The sequence below is a fragment of the Streptomyces sp. NBC_01408 genome, assembly GCF_026340255.1.
In the GTDB taxonomy this organism is placed as follows: Bacteria; Actinomycetota; Actinomycetes; order Streptomycetales; family Streptomycetaceae; genus Streptomyces.
Genome location: NZ_JAPEPJ010000003.1, coordinates 640,581 through 659,077 on the forward strand (window position 1 = coordinate 640,581; position 18,497 = coordinate 659,077).

18 protein-coding genes are annotated in these 18,497 nt (G+C 73.7%); 7 read left to right on the forward strand and 11 right to left on the reverse strand.

Annotation, left to right across the window (positions count from 1 at the left end; genetic code table 11):
• The first annotated feature begins 81 nt into the window (after positions 1 to 81).
• Both OG447_RS30445 and OG447_RS30450 read left to right on the forward strand, forming a co-directional pair.
• The gene (locus tag OG447_RS30445) at positions 82 to 864 is read left to right on the forward strand and encodes a hypothetical protein (protein WP_266940701.1); all 783 of its coding nucleotides are present in this window, start codon (positions 82 to 84) and stop codon (positions 862 to 864) included.
• 66 nt (positions 865 to 930) lie between these two features.
• Positions 931 to 1,692, forward strand: coding sequence for a Clp protease N-terminal domain-containing protein (locus tag OG447_RS30450; protein ID WP_266940702.1), 762 nt, complete (start codon positions 931 to 933; stop codon positions 1,690 to 1,692).
• Here the strand turns inward: OG447_RS30450 and OG447_RS30455 are convergent.
• Positions 1,640 to 2,734 (reverse strand): AI-2E family transporter, encoded by a 1,095-nt coding sequence (locus OG447_RS30455; protein WP_323181892.1) that lies wholly within the window; start codon positions 2,732 to 2,734, stop codon positions 1,640 to 1,642. The genes OG447_RS30450 and OG447_RS30455 overlap by 53 nt on opposite strands.
• A 239-nt stretch (positions 2,735 to 2,973) precedes the next feature.
• Positions 2,974 to 3,168 (reverse strand): DUF3046 domain-containing protein, encoded by a 195-nt coding sequence (locus OG447_RS30460; protein WP_030154244.1) that lies wholly within the window; start codon positions 3,166 to 3,168, stop codon positions 2,974 to 2,976.
• Between the two features lie 81 nt (positions 3,169 to 3,249).
• Here OG447_RS30460 and OG447_RS30465 point away from each other — a divergent pair, with 81 nt between their 5' ends.
• A complete protein-coding gene (locus tag OG447_RS30465) occupies positions 3,250 to 4,308 on the forward strand; it encodes a hypothetical protein (RefSeq protein ID WP_266940704.1) in 1,059 nt (352 codons plus the stop codon).
• Here the strand turns inward: OG447_RS30465 and OG447_RS30470 are convergent.
• The 3 genes from OG447_RS30470 to OG447_RS30480 form a co-directional block, all read right to left on the reverse strand.
• Complete coding sequence (locus tag OG447_RS30470) at positions 4,274 to 4,585, reverse strand: AzlD domain-containing protein (RefSeq protein WP_266940705.1); 312 nt, start codon at positions 4,583 to 4,585, stop codon at positions 4,274 to 4,276. The genes OG447_RS30465 and OG447_RS30470 overlap by 35 nt on opposite strands.
• Positions 4,582 to 5,283: an AzlC family ABC transporter permease gene (locus OG447_RS30475; protein ID WP_266940975.1), complete on the reverse strand. Its 702-nt coding sequence runs from the start codon at positions 5,281 to 5,283 to the stop codon at positions 4,582 to 4,584. Before OG447_RS30475 ends, OG447_RS30470 begins: the two co-directional genes overlap by 4 nt.
• Before the next feature lie 246 nt (positions 5,284 to 5,529).
• A complete protein-coding gene (locus tag OG447_RS30480) occupies positions 5,530 to 6,369 on the reverse strand; it encodes an AraC family transcriptional regulator (RefSeq protein WP_266940706.1) in 840 nt (279 codons plus the stop codon).
• Between the two features lie 80 nt (positions 6,370 to 6,449).
• Between OG447_RS30480 and OG447_RS30485 the strand changes: the two genes are divergently transcribed.
• The 4 genes from OG447_RS30485 to OG447_RS30500 all read left to right on the forward strand — a co-directional run bounded on the left by OG447_RS30485 (position 6,450) and on the right by OG447_RS30500 (position 13,717).
• Positions 6,450 to 11,039: an ATP-dependent helicase gene (locus OG447_RS30485; protein WP_266940707.1), complete on the forward strand. Its 4,590-nt coding sequence runs from the start codon at positions 6,450 to 6,452 to the stop codon at positions 11,037 to 11,039.
• 175 nt (positions 11,040 to 11,214) lie between these two features.
• Positions 11,215 to 11,907: a FimV family protein gene (locus tag OG447_RS30490; protein ID WP_266940708.1), complete on the forward strand. Its 693-nt coding sequence runs from the start codon at positions 11,215 to 11,217 to the stop codon at positions 11,905 to 11,907.
• Positions 11,908 to 12,053: 146 nt separating this feature from the next.
• Entirely contained in the window at positions 12,054 to 12,914 is an 861-nt protein-coding gene (locus OG447_RS30495) for an Fpg/Nei family DNA glycosylase (RefSeq protein ID WP_266940709.1), read from the forward strand.
• 32 nt (positions 12,915 to 12,946) lie between these two features.
• Positions 12,947 to 13,717, forward strand: coding sequence for an SDR family NAD(P)-dependent oxidoreductase (locus OG447_RS30500; RefSeq protein ID WP_266940710.1), 771 nt, complete (start codon positions 12,947 to 12,949; stop codon positions 13,715 to 13,717).
• Here OG447_RS30500 and OG447_RS30505 read toward each other — a convergent pair.
• The 6 genes from OG447_RS30505 to OG447_RS30530 all read right to left on the reverse strand — a co-directional run bounded on the left by OG447_RS30505 (position 13,665) and on the right by OG447_RS30530 (position 18,321).
• Positions 13,665 to 13,964 (reverse strand): hypothetical protein, encoded by a 300-nt coding sequence (locus OG447_RS30505; RefSeq protein WP_266940977.1) that lies wholly within the window; start codon positions 13,962 to 13,964, stop codon positions 13,665 to 13,667. The genes OG447_RS30500 and OG447_RS30505 overlap by 53 nt on opposite strands.
• Before the next feature lie 119 nt (positions 13,965 to 14,083).
• Positions 14,084 to 14,464: a helix-turn-helix domain-containing protein gene (locus OG447_RS30510; protein WP_030012484.1), complete on the reverse strand. Its 381-nt coding sequence runs from the start codon at positions 14,462 to 14,464 to the stop codon at positions 14,084 to 14,086.
• 109 nt (positions 14,465 to 14,573) lie between these two features.
• Entirely contained in the window at positions 14,574 to 15,107 is a 534-nt protein-coding gene (locus tag OG447_RS30515) for a CinA family protein (RefSeq protein WP_266940711.1), read from the reverse strand.
• Between the two features lie 23 nt (positions 15,108 to 15,130).
• Complete coding sequence (gene pgsA / locus OG447_RS30520; RefSeq protein ID WP_266940712.1) at positions 15,131 to 15,787, reverse strand: CDP-diacylglycerol--glycerol-3-phosphate 3-phosphatidyltransferase; 657 nt, start codon at positions 15,785 to 15,787, stop codon at positions 15,131 to 15,133.
• Positions 15,784 to 17,289: a 30S ribosomal protein S12 methylthiotransferase RimO gene (gene rimO, locus OG447_RS30525; RefSeq protein WP_266940713.1), complete on the reverse strand. Its 1,506-nt coding sequence runs from the start codon at positions 17,287 to 17,289 to the stop codon at positions 15,784 to 15,786. Before rimO ends, pgsA begins: the two co-directional genes overlap by 4 nt.
• A 135-nt stretch (positions 17,290 to 17,424) precedes the next feature.
• Positions 17,425 to 18,321 carry a RodZ domain-containing protein gene (locus OG447_RS30530; protein ID WP_266940979.1) on the reverse strand — a complete coding sequence of 299 codons (897 nt, stop codon included), beginning with the start codon at positions 18,319 to 18,321 and terminating at the stop codon, positions 17,425 to 17,427.
• Positions 18,322 to 18,497 lie beyond the last annotated feature (176 nt).

Genomic DNA, 18,497 nt, shown 5'->3' on the forward strand with positions numbered 1-18,497 from the left:
TCCGGGGGACCCCCACCCGCGGCACACCGGCCGGCGGCCCGCACAATCATGGCTTCGGCACGATGCAGGGGGACACAGGACATGAACAGACGCACGGCGACGGCCGCGCTCCTCGGTGCGGCGCTGGTCGCGGGCACCGCGGCATGCGGTGGCAGCGGTACGGGCACCGGGGACAAGGCCGCCGCCTCCACGAGCCAGAGCCCGGCCACGAGCCAGAGCCCCGGCGGGAGTCAGAGCCCGGCCGCCGGCCCGAGCCCGGCCGGCCCGCCGGGGCCGACGCTGGAGCAGCTCAAGGCCTTCGCGCTCGCGCCGGGCGACAAGGCCGGGCCGTACGAGGCCGCTGAGCCGCTGCTCGACGAGCCGATGAGCGAGATGTACGAGGCCGCGCCCGCGGCGTGCGGCCCGCTCAGCACCCTCGGCAAGGCCGGCCACACGGCCCAGGCCTACGTCAAGACGGACGTGCCCGGCGAATGGCAGACCGTCGACACGGAGATCCTGCTGCGCTCCTACGCGGGCGGCGGCGCAGCCGCGGCGATGAAGTCCCTGGCCGAGGCGGGCCGGCAGTGCGGCGGCGGTTACACCGAGGACCGGGCCCTGGTGGAGGCGAAGGTCCTCAAGGTGGAGCCGGTGAAGGCTCCCGCGCTCGGCGACGAGGCGCTGTCGTACCGGATCGTGGTGCAGGACGTGAAGGACAAGGACACGTCGCTGTACAAGTACCTGACGGTGATCCGCTCCGGGTCGGTGACCCTCTCCTTCAGGTCGGACGTCATCGACGTCAAGGACTTCGGCGGGGTGCCGGCGGAGGTGGTCACGGCCCAGTGGGAGAAGTTCGCGAAGGCCTCCGGCGCGGCCCCGGCCTCGTAGGAAGCGGCACATCGAGTGACAACCCGAGGTTGACAGTCATCTGACTGTCAACCTACGGTTGCACCCATGACGAACCCTTCCGTGGAACCCGTTCGCATGACCAATCCGGTACGCCTCGACGACCTCATCGAGGCCATCAAGAAGGTCCACACCGACACCCTGGAGCAGCTCAGCGGCGCCGTCGTCGCCGCCGAGGCCCTCGGTGACGTGGCCGACCACCTCATCGGCCACTTCGTCGACCAGGCCCGCCGCTCCGGCGCCTCCTGGACCGACATCGGCCGCAGCATGGGCGTCACCCGCCAGGCCGCCCAGAAGCGCTTCGTCCCCAAGACGGACAAGGAGGGCGACCCAGGCCTCGACCCGAGCCAGGGCTTCGGCCGGTTCACCCCGCGCGCCCGCAACGTCGTCGTCACCGCCCAGAACGAGGCCCGCGCCGCCGGCAACACCGAGATCCGCACCGGACACCTCCTCCTCGGCCTGCTGGCCGAGGAGGGGGGACTCGCGTCCCTCGCCCTCACCGCCCAGGGGGTCGCCGCGGAGGACGTACGCACCGCGGTGACCGCCACCCTGCCCCCGGCGGCGGCAGAGGTCCCCGACCTCGTCCCCTTCGACGCCTCCGCCAAGAAGGCCCTGGAGCTCACCTTCCGCGAGGCCCTGCGCCTCGGCCACAACTACGTGGGCACCGAGCACATCCTGCTCGCGCTCCTGGAGCTGGAGCACGGAACGGGCCCGCTCAGCGGCCTCGGCGTGGGCAAGGACGCCGTCGAGACCTGGGTCAACGACGCCCTGGCAGCCGTACTCGCCGCCTCGGACGAGAACGGGAAGTAGAGACGTCCGCGTGCTCCGTCAGCGCGTATCGCTTCACGTACGCGCCGAGGAACGCCTGGAGCGTGGCCACGGCCGGGATCGCGATCAGCGCCCCGACCGCGCCCAGCAGGGCGGTACCCGCGACGACCGAGCCGAAGGCCACCGCGGGATGGATGTCCACGGTCTTCGAGGTCAGCTTGGGCTGGAGGACGTAGTTCTCGAACTGCTGGTAGACCACCACGAATCCGAGCACGTACAGCGCGTACCAGGGACTGACCGTGAAGGCGATCAGAATCGGCAGCGCGCCCGCGAGATAGGTGCCGATGGTGGGGATGAACTGGGAGACCAGTCCCACCCACACCGCGAGCGCGGGCGCGTACGGCACTCCGAGGACGGCCAGCAGGATGTAGTGCGCGACCCCGGAGATCAGCGCCATCAGCCCGCGTGAGTAGAGGTATCCGCCCGTCTTGGCGACGGCGATCTCCCAGGCGCGCAGCACCTCGGCCTGCTTCGCGGGCGGCAGTACGGAGCACAGCGCGCGGCGCAGCCGCGGTCCGTCGGCGGCGAAGTAGAAGGAGAACAGCCCGATCGTCAGCAGCTTGAACAGTCCGCCGAGGACGGTGGCGGACACGTCGAGCACACCGGTCGCACTGTTCTGCACGTACTTCTGCAGCCAGTCGGAGCGCAGCAGGCTGTCCTGGATCTCCAGCCGGGACAGCTCGGTGCGGAAGGTCGTGTTGATCGAGTCGATCACCGAGTCGAGGACGCGCGGGAATCCTTCCACCAGGTCGATGATCTGTCCGGCGAGCATCGAACCCAGCAGGGCGAGGAAGCCGACGGCGAAGACGAACACCCCGAGGAACACCAGGAAGGTGGCGAGCCCGCGGCGCATGCCGCGGGCCGCCATCCGGGACACCGCGGGTTCGATCGAGAGCGCGAGGAAGAACGCGATCAGGACGTTGACGAGCAGTCCGATGAGCTGGTGGAAGGCCCAGCTGCCGAGCTGGAAACAGGCGACGAGGGCCAGTACGAGGATCACGGCGCGCGGCAGCCAGCGCGGCATCCGCGCCTCCGCCCCGGGCGGTGCTCCGCCGGCGGGCGGACCTCCCGAAGCGGGACCGCCGGGCCGGGCCGGGTCGGCCGGCCATGACGGCGCCGTCCCCGGGGTGTTCTCGGGCGGGTCGGTCGTCTCATCAGTGGCTGCCACGCGGCCAAGTCTGGCTCACCCGCCGCCCGTACGGCGAAGCGGCCTCCGACGTGGAGCCCGCCCGTCGCCCCCGAGTGCCGCCGCGGCCCGGCGCGTCAGCGCAGCGAGGCCGGCACGTCCATCGCCGAACACACCGCGCGCCAGACGTCCTTGGCCTCCCAGCCCGCGTCCAGCGCCTGGTGGACGGTGCGCCCGCCCAGCTCCGTCATGACGTGGTCCCGCGCGAAGGAGTCCGCGTAGCCCGCACCGAAGTGCTCCGCCATCCGCTCCCAGAAAATCGTCAACCGCATGCCTCCAGTATCCCGCCCCGGAGAGTGCACCCGCCCCGTTCGCCCTCCGGCGGCGCACCACGGCGTCCTACGGTTTCTCGCATGCCTGGAGACGAAGCTCCCCCGCCGGCCCCAACGGCACCACGGACCCCACCGGCCCCGCGGACCCCGCTGGCCCCGCTGGCCCCGCTGGCCCCGCTGGCCCCGCCGGCACCGTCGGCGCCGCCCGCGCCGCTGGCCCGCGCGGAACAGTTCATCTGGCTCACGGCCCGCGTGCTGGAGCAGCGCCGGTTCGCCTTCCACTTCCTCGGCGCGGACGCCGACGCGGTGGACACCGCCCTCGGCTCGTACCTCAACGGCGACGGCGGCTACGGGCACGCGCTCGACCCGGATCTGCGCGGTCCGCTCAGCCAGCCCCTGCACACCGCTCACGCCCTACGGGTGCTGGACGGCCTGGGCCGCTGCGCCGGGCAGCGCATCGAGAAGCTCTGCCGCCACCTGACCCGGGTCTCCACCCCGGACGGCGCGCTCCCGGTGCTCTCCCCGGCCCCCCGCAGCTACCCCTCGGCCCCCTACCACCCGGTCCACGACGACCCGCCGGGCGAGCTGCTGACCACGGGCCCGGTCGTCGGGCTGCTGCACCGCAACCGGATCTGGCACGCCTGGCTGTTCCGGGCCACGGACTTCTGCTGGGAGCGGGTCGAGACGCTGCGCCACTCCCATCCGTACGAGATCCAGAGCGCGGTGGCCTTCCTCGACGGCGCCCCGGACCGGGCCCGGGCGGCGACGGCGGCGGACCGGCTGGGGCGCCTGGTGCGCGAGCAGCGGCTGGTGGTGCTCGATCCGGGACGGCGGGGCGACCAGCCGCCCTACCCCGGCTACGCACCGGACGAGTACCTGTTCCCGCACGACTTCGCGCGGCGGCCCGAGTCACTGGCGCGGAGCTGGTTCACCGACGCGGAGCTGGGCCGCTCGCTGGACTTCCTCACCGCGCAGCAGCAGTCGGACGGCGGCTGGCCGGTGCACCGCCGCGCCTGGGCTCCCGGCAGCTTCCTGGAGCGGCGGCCCATCGCCACGATCGAGGCGCTGCTGACCCTGCGGGCGTACGGGCGGCTACCGGCCCCGGTCAGCCGCCCACCAGGGCCCGTACACCCGCGGTGACCAGCACGGCCGCGGCGACGACCACGAGGAAGGGGGCGCGCAGCAGCAGCGCGAGCCCGGCGGCGGCCAGTCCGGCGGCGCGGGCGTCGAGCACGAGCTCGTGCCCGGTGCTGAAGCTCTGCTGCGCGGTGAGCGCGGCGAGCAGCGCGACGGGCAGCAGGGCGGACAGCCTGCGCACCGTCGGCCGTTCCAGGACCCCGGCGGGGACGAGCAGCCCGGCGAGTTTGACGGCATAGCAGCCGACGACGGTGAGCCCGATGGCGATCCAGACGTTCACGAGCGGCGTCCCTTCATCCACAGCACGACGGGCGCGGCCAGCGCGGCGATCAGCACCGGCACCCCGGCGGGCAGCACGGGCAGCAGCCCCAGCCCCAGAACGAGCGCGAGGGCGGCGACGGCCCGCTCGGTGGAGCTCCGCAGCATGGGCGCGAGCAGGGCCAGGAACACGGCCGGCCCGGCGGCGTCCAGCCCCCAGGCCCGGGTGTCCCCGATGGCCTCGGCGCCCAGGGCGCCCAGCAGGGTGGTGAGGTTCCACAGCACGTAGAGGGTCAGCCCGGTGACGGCGAACCCGAGCCGGGCCGGCTTCCGGCCGGGCTGGGCCAGCGCCACGGCGGTGGTCTCGTCGATCACCCAGTGCGCGGCGAAGGGCCGTACGGCCCGGGGCAGGGCGAGCAGCTGGGACAGCCGCAGCCCGTAAAAGGCGTTGCGGGTCCCGAGGAAGAAGGCCCCGGCGGCGGCGGTGAACGGGTTCCCGCCCGCGGCCAGCGCTCCGACCAGGGCGAACTGCGAGGCCCCGGTGAAGACGAGCAGGCTGAGCACGCAGGCCTGGAGGGTGCTGATCCCGGCCCCTGCGGCGGTCACCCCGAAGGCGAACCCGGACAGCCCGACGGCCACCCCCACCCCGAGCGCGTCCCGCACCACCGCGGCGCGCGGCCGCTCCTCGGCGACCCCTTCGGGGGTCTGCTCCATCACCATCCGTTGTTCTCCCACGCCCCGAACGTACGCGGGGCGGGGCGGCCTGGTCTTGTACGTTCTTGCACCTCGGCCGGACCCCGCGGCGGGACCCCGGCCCGACCCCACGGCCCGACCCCACGGCGGGACCCCGCGGCCGGGTCCCGCCGCCGCACGGGGCGGGTGCGCCGCCGGCCGGGCCGGGGCGGGTGACCGCCCTGCGCGCGGGGCGCGGATCCGGTGCGGTCCGGTGCGGTCCTCGGTGGCGGTCTAACCGGCCCGTTCCCGCCGGTAGGCGCCCGGCGGGACCCCCACGATCCGGGTGAAGTGCCGGTTCAGGTGCGGCTGGTCGGTGAAGCCGACGGCGACCGCCGCCTCCGCCGGCGCGGTCCCCGCGTCCAGCAGCCGCCGGGCCCGCCGGACCCGGACATCGGTCAGCCAGGTGTGCGGGGGCATCCCGTACCGCCCGCGGAAGGCCCGCAGCAGGGCGAAGGGGCTCGTGCCCAGCTCCGCCGCCAGCTGCTCCAGCGACGGCGGATCCGCCATCCGCTCCTCCAGCACCGCCTTCGCCCGCGCGGCGTCGGCGGCCCCCGCCGAGCCCGCCGGCCGGGCGGGCAGCGGGCCCGCGTGCCGGCTGAGCATCCGCGCGACCACCCCGCGCAGCAGCGTGTCGGCGGCCAGCGCGTTCCCGGCCTCGGCGGCCCGGTGCACCTCGGTGATCACCCGTGCGCCCTGCGGGTCGGTGACCAGGTCGGCGGTGAAGCCAGGGGTCCCGCGCAGGGTGCCGAGCTCGGCGGCGACCTCGGTGATCAGGTCGCGGGAGGGGTAGAGGGTGGCGTACGCCCACCCCTCGGGCACCCCGGCCCGGGCGCTGTGCGGGACCTCGGGGTTGATCAGGACGACGCTGCCCGGGCCGGCGCGCAGGGTGCCGCCCGGCAGGCCGACCTCCTCGATCCCGCCGGTGACGGCCGCGAGGACGTACCCGTCGTGCGCGTGGCGCGGGAAGGTGTGGCGGACGTAGCGGGCGCGCAGCAGATCGAGGCCTGGCAGTTCCGCGTACTGCCAGTGCCGGGCCCACTCCCCGTTCCGGCTCCTGCCGTCCGTGCCCATCCCCCCATTCTGCGCCCCCGGCGGGACCGGTGTTTGCGCAGGTCCGGGCCGTTGTCAGTGCCGGGGTGCACGATGGGGGCATGGCCGGCTCCGCGCTCGACTCGTTCTCCTCCGCGACCCGCTCCTGGTTCACGGGGGCCTTCCGTATGCCCACCTCCGCGCAGGAGGGCGCCTGGCGGGCCATCGGGGAGGGCGCGGACGTGCTCGTCGTGGCGCCCACCGGCTCCGGCAAGACCCTCGCGGCCTTCCTCGCCGCCCTGGACGCGCTGGCCTCCACGCCTCCGCCCGCCGATCCGAAGAAGCGCTGCCGGGTGCTGTACGTGTCCCCGTTGAAGGCCCTCGCGGTGGACGTGGAGCGCAATCTGCGCAGCCCGCTGACCGGGATCCGGCAGGAGTCGGTCCGCCTCGGCCTGCCCGAGCCGGAGATCCGGGTCGGGATCCGCTCCGGGGACACCCCGCCCGCGGAGCGCCGGTCGCTGGCGACCCGCCCGCCGGACATCCTGATCACGACGCCCGAGTCGCTGTTCCTGATGCTGACCTCGGCGGCCCGCGACGCCCTGGCCGGGATCGAGACGGTGATCCTGGACGAGGTGCACGCGGTCGCGGGGACCAAGCGCGGCGCGCACCTGGCCCTCTCCCTGGAGCGGCTGGACGAGCTGCTGCCGCGCCCCGCGCGCCGGATCGGCCTGTCGGCGACGGTCCGGCCGGTGGACGAGGTGGCCCGGTACCTCGCACCGCGCGGCAAGGTGGAGATCGTCCAGCCGCCGTCGGCCAAGGAGTTCGACCTGTCGGTGGTCGTCCCGGTGCAGGACATGGGCGAGTTGGGGGGTTCCCCGGCGAGCGAGGGCAAGGAGGGCGGGGACAAGCCGTCGATCTGGCCGCATGTGGAGGAGCGGATCGCCGATCTGGTGCAGGCCCACCGCTCCACGATCGTGTTCGCCAACTCCCGGCGGCTCGCCGAGCGGCTCTGCAACCGGCTCAACGAGATCGCGTACGAGCGCGCCATGGGCGAGAAGCTGCCGGAGGGCTCGCCCCCGGCCGAGATCATGGCCCAGTCGGGCGCCGCCCACGGCGCTCCGCCGCTGCTGGCCCGTGCCCACCACGGTTCGGTGTCGAAGGAGCAGCGGGCCCTGGTGGAGGAGGACCTGAAGGCGGGCCGGCTGCCCGCCGTGGTCGCCACCTCCAGCCTGGAACTGGGCATCGACATGGGCGCGGTGGACCTGGTGGTGCAGGTGGAGTCCCCGCCCTCGGTAGCCTCGGGGCTCCAGCGGGTGGGCCGCGCCGGGCACCAGGTGGGCGCGGTCTCCCGGGGCGTGGTCTTCCCCAAGTACCGCGGCGACCTGGTGCAGTCGGCCGTGGTCACGGAGCGGATGCGGACGGGCTCGATCGAGTCCCTGCGGATCCCCTCGAACCCGTTGGACGTCCTCGCGCAGCAGCTGGTCGCCATGACGGCGATGGACACCTGGCAGCTGGACGACCTGCTCGCGCTGGTCCGCCGTGCCGCGCCCTTCGCGGCCTTGCCGGAGTCGGCGTTCACCGCGGTCCTGGACATGCTGGCGGGCCGTTACCCGTCGGACGCGTTCGCCGAGCTCAGACCGCGGGTGGTCTGGGACCGCGTCGCGGGAACGGTCACCGGCCGGCCCGGGGCGCAGCGCCTGGCGGTCACCTCCGGCGGCACCATCCCCGACCGCGGGCTCTTCGGCGTCTTCCTCGCGGGCGCGGACCCGAAGAAGGGCGGCGGCCGGGTCGGCGAGCTCGACGAGGAGATGGTGTACGAGTCCCGCGTCGGGGACGTGTTCACCCTCGGGACCACCTCCTGGCGCATCGAGGACATCACCCGCGACCGGGTCCTGGTCACCCCCGCCCCCGGGGTGCCGGGGCGGCTGCCGTTCTGGAAGGGCGACCAGCTGGGCCGCCCGCTCGAACTGGGCCGCGCGGTGGGCGCGTTCCTGCGCGAGCTGGGCGGCCTGACCGACGAGGACGCCCGGCTGCGGCTGCTGGCGGCCGGCCTGGACGCCTGGGCCGCGGAGAACGTCCTGGCGTACCTGTCCGAGCAGCGCGAGGCCTGCGGCCACGTGCCGGACGACCGGACCATCGTGGTGGAGCGGTTCCGCGACGAGCTCGGGGACTGGCGGGTCGTCGTCCACTCCCCCTTCGGCGCGCAGGTGCACGCGCCGTGGGCGCTGGCGCTGGGCGCCCGCCTCTCCGAGCGGTACGGGATGGACGCGCAGGTGATGCACGCCGACGACGGCATCGTGCTCCGTCTGCCGGACGCGGACCTGCTCTCCCTGGACCTCCTGGACCACGACCCCGCCGGCCCGGCGCCGTTCGAGTTCGATGACGGACAGGCCCCGCTGGGCGCGGCCGACGTCGCGTTCGACCACGGCGACGTCCAGCAGATCGTCACCGACCAGGTCGGCGGTTCCGCACTCTTCGCCTCCCGCTTCCGCGAATGCGCGGCCCGCGCGCTGCTGCTGCCGCGCCGCAGCCCGGGCAAGCGCACCCCGCTGTGGCAGCAGCGCCAGCGCGCCTCCCAACTGCTTCAGGTGGCCTCGGAGTTCGGCTCGTTCCCGATCGTGCTGGAAGCCGTACGCGAATGCCTCCAGGACGTCTTCGACGTCCCCGGCCTCACCGAGCTGATGGGTGACATCGAGGCGCGCCGCGTCCGCCTGGTCGAGGTCACGACAGCCGAGCCCTCGCCCTTCGCCCGGTCCCTCCTCTTCGGTTACGTCGCCCAGTTCCTCTACGAGGGCGACTCGCCGCTCGCCGAGCGCCGGGCGGCCGCGCTCTCGCTGGACTCACGGCTGCTGGCCGAGCTGCTCGGCCAGGCGGAGCTGCGCGAACTGCTGGACGCGCAGGTGCTGGAGGAGCTGGAGCGGGAACTGCAGTGGCTCACCGAGGACCGGCGGGCCAAGGACCCCGAGTCGGTGGCCGACCTGCTGCGTCTGCTGGGCCCCCTGACCGGCGCCGAGCTGACCGCGCGCGGGGCGGACCCGGCGTGGGCGGCGGAGCTCGGCGCGGCCCGCCGGGCCGTCCGGGTCCGCATCGCCGGCGCGGACCACTGGGCGGCGGTCGAGGACGCGGGCCGGCTGCGGGACGCGCTGGGCACGGCCCTGCCGGTCGGTGTCCCGGAGGCGTTCACCGAACCTGTCAAGGATCCGCTGGGCGACCTCCTGGCCCGGTACGCCCGCACGCACGGGCCGTTCACCACGGCCGCCGTCGCCGCCCGCTTCGGGCTGGGCGCGGCGGTCACCGAGGGCGCCCTGCACCGGCTCGCTGCGGCCGGGCGGGTGGTCCAGGGCGAGTTCCATCCGGCCGGCATCGGCCAGGAGTGGTGCGACGCGCAGGTGCTGCGCAGGCTCCGCCGCCGCTCCCTGGCCGCGCTCCGGCAGGAGCTGGAACCGGTCCCGCCGACCTCCCTGGCCACGTTCCTGCCGCAGTGGCAGCACCTGGGCGGGGCCCTGCGCGGGATCGACGGCCTGGCCCGGGCGGTCGAACAGCTCCAGGGCGCCCCGGTCCCGGCCTCCGCGCTGGAGCGCCTCGTCCTGCCCTCGCGCGTGAGCGGCTACTCCCCCGCCCTGCTGGACGAGCTGACCACGAGCGGCGAGGTGGTGTGGGCGGGCGCCGGGGCCCTGCCGGGCAAGGACGGCTGGGTCTCCCTGTACCTGGCGGAGGCCGCGCCCCTGCTCCTGCCCCCGCCGCACCCCCTGGAGCTGGGCCCGCTGCACCAGGCGGTCCTGGACTCCCTCGCGGGCGGGTACGGCCTGTTCTTCCGGCAGATCACCGAATCGGTGCGCGCCGGGCACCCGGAGGCGACCGATCTGGACCTGTCCTCGGTGCTCTGGGACCTCGCCTGGTCGGGCCGCCTGACGAACGACACCCTGGCCCCGCTGCGCTCCCTGCTCGGCTCGGGCCGCACCGCGGGGGCGACCGCCCACCGGGCCCGGCGCACCGTCCCCCGCGGCCGGTACGGCACCCTCAGCGCGACCGTGTCCCGTACCGGCCCGCCCACGGTCTCGGGCCGCTGGTCGCTGCTGCCGTCCCGGGCCCCGGACCCGACCCACCGGGCCCACGCCCTGGCCCGCACCCTGCTGGACCGGCACGGGGTGGTCACCCGGGGCGCGGTCGCGGCGGAGGGCGTCGAAGGCGGCTTCAGCGCGGTCTACCGGGTCCTGTCCGCCTTCGAGGACAGCGGCCAGGCCCGGCGGGGGTACGTGGTCGAGGGGCTGGGAGCGGCCCAGTTCGCGATGGACGGCGCCGTGGACCGGCTCCGGGCCGCCGAGCGGACCCCTCCCCCGCTGGCGGCGGTGGTACTGGCCGCCGCCGATCCGGCGAACGCGTACGGCGCGGCCCTGCCCTGGCCGGAGCCGCCGGAGGGGGCCACCCACAAGCCGGGCCGCAAGGCGGGCTCGCTGGTGGTCCTGGTGGACGGGGAGCTCACCGTGTACCTGGAGCGGGGCGGGAAGACCCTCCTCGCCTGGCCCCCGCCGGACGACCCCCGCCTCGGCGCGGCCGTCGCGGCCCTGGCGGCCGCTTCCCGCGCGGGCACCCTGCCCGCGCTCACGGTGGAGCGGATCAACACCGCCGCGGCCCTGACCTCCCCCCTGGGCCCCGCCCTGGAGGCGGCCGGCTTCCACGCCACTCCGAGGGGCCTGCGCCTGCGCTCCTGACGACCGGACGCGGTCGCGCCCGTTCCACTTATGTCTTGGCCATGTCACAGACCTCTTGGGCCTGTCACAGAACGGCTGCCGGCCCATCCCCGCGCTGGCCGGAGCACTTATCCATCCCTTATCAAGATGATCACAGGCATCACATTTGACGATGCACACTCATGGGGGAGAAGAAGTGAGCACCAACAGCATGCGCCGTACCACCCTGGGCGCGGTCGGCCTGGCCGTCGCCGGAACCCTTGCCCTGACGGGCTGCAAGAACGGCAACGAGGAGCTGAGCCCGATACAGACGGCCAGCCCGTCCGCCCAGCCCTCGCAGCCGGAGCAGTCCGCCCAGCCCAGCTCCCCGGCCGAGCCCTCGGCCGGCGGCAGCGCGGAGGCACCCGCCCCGGGCGCGGGAGGCACCGCGAAGTCCGGCCAGGTCTTCAAGATCGGCGAGACCGCACGGATCCCGTTCAGCTACGGAAGCAACAAGGGCGGCCAGCTCGACCTCACCATCACCGCGATCGAGCAGGGCAACCCCGCCGACCTGGACGCCCTCAAGCTCGGCGACAAAGTGAAGGGGATGATCCCCTACTACATCCGCTACTCGGTCAAGAACACCGGCACCACGGACCTCTCGTACTCCTCCGTGGGCCACGTCAAGGGCCTGCTCACCGACGGCAGCGACGCCCAGAAGGTATCGGTCATCGGCAAGTTCGAGAAGTGCCCGAACGAGTCGCTGCCGAAGGGGTTCACCAACGGCCAGACGCAGACCAGCTGCGCGCTGGCCCTCGCCCCGTCGGACCAGACGAAGGTCACCGCGGCCGAGTACTGGGGCGAGCCCTACAACTCGCTGAGCAAGAACAAGGGCCTCATCTGGAAGTGACGGGCGGCCCGCCCGGCCTCCTGTGACACCACGAGCCCCCGCGACGCCGTCCCGCCGCGGGGGCTCGCCCGCTCCGCACCCGCCCACGCGGAGCCACCGCCGCGCACGGGCCACCCCGGGGACCCGCCCCGGGCGACAATGGGGCCATGCCCGAAGGAGACAGTGTCTGGCGTGCGGCGGCCCGGCTGCACGCGGCGCTCGCCGCCCGGCCGCTGACCCGCAGCGACCTGCGCGTCCCCCGCTTCGCCACCGCCGACCTCACCGGCCGGACCACCCTCGAGGTCGTCCCCCGCGGCAAGCACCTCCTCGCCCGCTTCGAGGGCGGCCTCACCCTCCACAGCCACCTCCGCATGGACGGCGCCTGGCGCGTGTTCCCCGCGGGCGCGCCCTGGCACGGCGGCCCCGCCCACGAGATCCGGGCCGTCCTCGGCACCGCGGAGCACACCGCCGTCGGCTACCGCCTCCCCGTCCTGGAACTGCTGCGCACCGCCGACGAGGCCCGGGCGGTGGGCCACCTCGGCCCCGATCTGCTCGGCCCGGACTGGGACCCCGACCGCGCGGCCGCCAACCTCCTCACCGCACCCGGGCGCCCCCTCGGCGAGGCACTGCTCGACCAGCGCAACCTCGCCGGGATCGGCAACATCTACAAGGCCGAGCTGTGCTTCCTCGCCCAGGTCAGCCCCTGGACCCCGGTCGGCGCGCTCCCGGAGGCCACGCTCCCCCGGCTGACCGCCGCCGCACACCGCCTGCTGGCCGCGAACATCGGCGAGCCGGGCCTCGCCCGCGGCCGGCGCAACACCACCGGAAGCCGCCGCCCCGGCCAGGAGCTCTTCGTCTACGGCCGCACCCACCGCCCCTGCCTGCGCTGCGGCACCCCGGTCCGCGAGGCCCCGCAGGACGGCCGCCCCACGTACTGGTGCCCCCGCTGCCAGCCGGGCCCGACGGGCCAGGGGCCGACCGGCCAAGGACCGGCGGGGCCGGCCGACAGCGGGCGCACCACTAGTTGACGCTCCGTCAGATCCAGCCGTACGGTCCCGACATGCCCACACCAACAGCCCCGTACGACCTCACCGGCCGGACCGCCCTGATCACCGGCGCCGCAAGCGGCATCGGCCGCGCCACCGCCGTACTCCTCGCCGAGGCGGGGGCGGCCGTGCACTGCGCCGACCGCGACGAACAGGGCCTCGCCGAGACCGCCGCCCTCGTCACCAAGGCGGGTGGCGCCGCCACCGTCCATCCCCTGGACGTCACCGACCGGGCCGCGCTGCGGGCCGCCGTCAGCGCGGCGGGCCCGCTCGACATCACCGCCGCCATCGCCGGGGTCATGCACACCAGCAGCGTGCTGGAGACCGCCGACGAGGACCTCGACCGGGTCCTGGACATCAATTTCAAGGGGGTGCTGCGCACCTGCCAGGAGGCCGCCCGTTCCATGATCGCGGCGGGCCGCCCCGGTTCGATCGTCACCATGGCCTCCGGCGCCGTGGACGCCGCACAGGCGGGCCTGCTCTGCTACAGCGCCGCCAAGGCCGCCGTCGTCCAGCTGACCAAGACCCTGGCCACCGAGGCCGGCCCGCACGGCATCCGGGTCAACGCCGTCGCACCCGGCTGGATCCGCACCCCGATGACCGGCCGCCACGGCGCCGAGGTCCAGGAGCGGACCGAGGCGATGATGGTCCGCATGTCCCCCCTGGGCCGTGTCGGCGAGCCCGAGGACATCGCCCGGGCCGTGCTCTACCTGGCCTCGGACGCCTCGTCCTTCATGACGGGGCAGATCCTTCGCCCGAACGGGGGAGTGTCGATGCCCTGGTAGCCCCGGCCGCCGCTCTACGGGCCCTGCGCGCGGGGCCCGGCACACAGTGCACCGGCAGCACCCCCAGGCCCCATCCGCCGACCGCGACCGCGCCCTCCACCGCCCCGGAGTCGGCCGGCGCCAGCACCAGGCGCAGCACGGCCCACCACCACAGCACCCCCACCGTCACAGCGAGGGCCCACGCCGCAAGTAAACGCAGTAACCGGCGCACGGCTACCTCCCAGGGGCCGGGACCCGACCCGCCCATCCTCCCCCACTGCCCCCGGCCCCGCACCCAGAACGGCACCCGGAACAGCACGGAGCCCCGGCCGGTGCTGGTCCGCACCGGCCGGGGCTCCGGCCACACTCACACGCTCACGTACTCACTCACGCGGCTACGACATTCACCGCTTCCGCAGGCGCCTTGATGGTCACCCGCTCCGGTCCACCCGTGACCGAAGCCATGGAGACCGAATTGAGCATCGGGCGGACCGGCACACTCACCGGTTCGCTTGCCGCGGCCGACTGTGCCAGCTCGGCCAGCGACAGTTCGTCACTGACTTCGCGCATCAGCTCGGACATCCGTACGTCCAACGCGTCGCAGATCGCGGAGAGCAGCTCGGAGGATGCCTCCTTCTGCCCCCGCTCCACCTCGGAGAGATAGCCGAGCGAGACTCGGGCCGACGAGGAGACTTCGCGCAGAGTACGGCCCTGGCGCTGGCGCTGCCGACGCAGCACGTCACCCAGCAGGCGACGGAGCAGAATCATCGGTGGCTCCCTCCTCTGACCGTGTAGCCGCATCCTTCACGCCCCACCGTACCGCCTCGCGCCGCGGCCGTGCGGGGAGCGATGTCGTGTTCACTCAGGGCTGCAAACATCAAATCCCCCCGTGTTGTTCCGTATCCTGCCTCCGCGCATTCTCACGGAGTTGGCTTGAGAGAAGTTCGAGCACTGTGTGTGCACTCTCCCTACGAATTTCCGCCCGGGAGCCGTTCAACCTCAGCCGGGCCGATTTCCTGCCCGCCGGACCCGCCACGGCGATGAAAACCGTGCCCACCGGCTGCCCGTCCTGCGGGTCCGGACCGGCCACCCCGGTGGTCGCGATCCCCCACGAAGCGCCCATCACGCGCCGCACCCCGGCCGCCATCTCCTCCGCGACCTGCGCGTTCACCGCGCCTTCGGCGGCCAGCAGCCCGGCGTCCACCCCGAGGACCCGGTGCTTGAGCTCCGTCGCGTACGCCGTGACCGAGCCGCGGAAGGACCGGGAGGCCCCGGGAACCGCCGTGATCTCGGCGGCGACCATGCCGCCGGTCAGCGATTCGGCGACCGCGAGGGTCTGGTCACTCTCCGCGAGCAGGCGCAGGACCTCACCGGCGGCCCCCGCGGCGCCTTCCGCCGCGGCACCGGCCACCGGTGCGCCCCCCGCCCCGTCCGTCACTCCCCGGCCCGCTCCGCGGCGAGGCCCGCCCGGCGCATGACGACGGCCTGGCGGATGTAGTCCAGACCGGTGACGACGGTCAGCACGACGGCGAGCGCCATCACCCAGTAGCGCATGGTCGCCAGCGGCCCGGTCAGCGCGAGCACGTACATGCCGACGGCCGTGCCCTGCGCCAGGGTCTTGATCTTGCCGCCCCGACTGGCCGGAATCACTCCGTAGCGGATCACCCAGAAGCGCATCAGCGTGATCCCGAGCTCCCGCCCGAGGATCACCCCGGTCACCCACCAGGGCAGGTCACCGAGCCAGGAGAGACAGATCAGCGCCGACCCCATGATCGCCTTGTCGGCGATCGGGTCGGCGATCTTGCCGAAGTCCGTGACCAGGTTGTACGTCCGGGCCAGATGCCCGTCGAAGATGTCCGTGATCATGGCGACGGCGAACGCCGCCCACGCCCAGGCCCGCCAGGCCGGGTCGTAGCCGCCCTCGGCGAGCAGCAGGAAGACGAATCCCGGCACCAGCAAGAGCCGGATCATCGTCAGGATGTTCGCGATGTTCCACAGGCTGGCCTGATTGACCGCCGCGGCCCCCAGCTTCGCGCCGGGCGCGGGCCGGCGGCCGGTCCCGCCCGCCGCAGATGCCGGGACTCCGGTCATCCGGCCGCCTCCTCGAGTTCCAGGCCCAGGGGCTCGGCCACCAGGTCCACACCGAGGGTGCCGACCACCTTGGCCGAGACGATCCGCCCGGGGACCAGGCCCGTGCCGTCCGTGAAGACGACCTGTCCGTCGGTCTCGGGCGCCTGGTGGGCGGCGCGTCCGTAGGCGCCCTCGCCCTCGTCGGCCTCGTCCAGCGGGACGACCGTCTCGACGAGTACCTCCAGGGTCTCCCCGATCCGCTCCTCCGCGCGCTGCGAGGTGAGCTCCTCGGCGAGCCGCTGCATGTGCGCGAGCCGCTCGGCGATGGTGTCCGCGTCCAGCTTGTGGTCGTAGGTGACGGCCTCGGTGCCGTCCTCGTCGGAGTAGCCGAAGACGCCGATGGCGTCGAGCCGCGCGTGGGTGAGGAAACGCTCCAGCTCGGCGAAGTCGGACTCCTTCTCGCCGGGGAACCCGACGATGAAGTTCGACCGCACGCCGGCCTGCGGGGCCTTGCTGCGGATGGTGTCCAGCAGCTCCAGGAAGCGGTCGGTGTCACCGAAGCGGCGCATGGCGCGCAGCACGTCGGGCGCCGAGTGCTGGAAGGACAGGTCGAAGTACGGCACGACCTTGGGGGTCGAGGTGAGTACGTCGATCAGCCCGGGCCGCATCTCGGCGGGCTGGAGGTAGCTGACGCGGACCCGCTCGATGCCGTCCACCGCGGCCAGCTCGGGCAGCAGGGTCTCCAGCAGCCGGATGTCGCCGAGGTCCTTGCCGTACGAGGTGTTGTTCTCGGAGACCAGCATGACCTCCTTGACGCCCTGCTCGGCGAGCCAGCGCGTCTCGCCCAGCACGTCGCTGGGGCGGCGGGAGATGAAGGAGCCGCGGAAGGACGGGATGGCGCAGAAGGAGCAGCGCCGGTCGCAGCCGGAGGCCAGCTTCACGGAGGCGACGGGGCTCTTGTCCAGGCGGCGGCGCAGCGGCGCGCGCGGCCCGGAGGCGGGCGCGAGCCCGTCCGGCAGGTCGGCGGGGGCCTCGGCCGGCTCCTCGGCGGGCGCCTGCGCGTGGCCCGGGAGGGCCACCTCGGCGTCCTGGCGCGCCGCCGGGCTGATCGGCAGCAGCTTGCGCCGGTCGCGCGGGGTGTGCGAGGCGTGGATGCCGCCGTTCAGGATGGTCTGCAGGCGGTCCGAGATGTCGGCGTAGTCGTCGAACCCGAGCACACCGTCCGCCTCGGGGAGCGCTTCGGCGAGTTCCTTGCCATAGCGCTCGGCCATACAGCCGACGGCGACGACGGCCTGCGTCTTGCCGTGATCCTTCAGATCATTGGCTTCGAGCAGGGCGTCTACGGAGTCCTTCTTGGCGGCTTCGACGAAGCCGCAGGTGTTGACGACGGCTACGTCCGCATCGGCGGCGTCCTCGACGAGCTCCCAGCCATCCGCCGCCAAGCGGCCTGCGAGCTCCTCCGAGTCCACCTCGTTACGGGCGCAGCCAAGAGTGACAAGGGCGACGGTACGGCGTTCGGGCATGGACTCAAGACTACTTCGTCCCGGCGCGGGCCCCCGCCGCCCGTCCCCCCAACAGCAAGATCCCCGGGGGCCTGCGGCAGCTGCCGCAGGCCCCCGGGGATCCGGATTCTGGCCTTCCGCCCTAGGGCGGCCTGCTCAGCCCGCCTGGGGCTCGCCGGGCAGGGGGTCTTCCTTGGTGTATGTGAGGCGTTCCACCTGACCCGGCTGGAAGTCGTCCTTGATCTCCTTGCCGTTCACGAACAGCTTCACGGCCCCGGCGTCGCCGAGCACGAGGTCGACGGACTCCTTGTCCGTGAAGGTCTTGGACTCGCCCTGGGAGAGGGTGCCGTCGAAGAGCAGCCGCCCGCTGTGGTCCTTCGCCGAGATCCAGCTCTCACCGCTGTCGGCCGTCAGGACGACCGTGACGAGGTCCTTGGGCGCGGCGGCGATGGCGCTGTCCGAAGGCTCCGGCTTGGGCGCCTGCGGGGTCGGCGGGGTCTGGGTGCCCGGCTTCCCGCCGGACTGCTTGGGCGCGGGCTTCGGGGAGGCGGAACCTTCCGCCACCGGACGCTTGCCCTGCTCGTCGCCGCCGCCGAAGGCGGTGAAGCCCACGAACCCGATCACGACGACGATGGCGGCGACCATGGCGGCGGTCCAGTTGGGCCGCTGCCTCTCGGGGCGGATCCGCTCGGCTTCGAACATCGGCGCGGCGGGGGTGGGTGCCGGCCGGCCGCCGTGGGCGGCGTCGTAGGCCTCGACCAGGGGTTCCGGATCGAGGTGTACGGCTCGGGCGAGCGTACGGATGTGGCCGCGGGCGTAGACATCGCCGCCGCAGCGCGTGAAGTCGTCCTCTTCGATCGCGTGCACGATCGGGATGCGCACGCGGGTGGTGGAACTGACCTCGTCGACGGTGAGCCCGGCGGCGATCCGGGCCTTCTTGAGGGCCGTCCCGATGGACGGTCCTTCGACGGAACGTTCGACGAGGCGGTCCTCGGACCGGTCGTCGGTCGAAGGCCGCTCATCTTCGGGGGAGTTGGCGTTGCCGATGGACACGAGGGCGCCTTTCGAGCGTGTAGCCACCTGCTGGATGTCCAGTCTAGGGGGGTGACGAAAGGGTGGAGCAACCGGAGGGTGTACTTCCTACGCCATCCGTATGGCGAGGGTCGTTCCCGGCCGGTGCGGCGGTCCGGCACCGGGTGCCGCACCACCATCTCCCTCAACTGGACGCG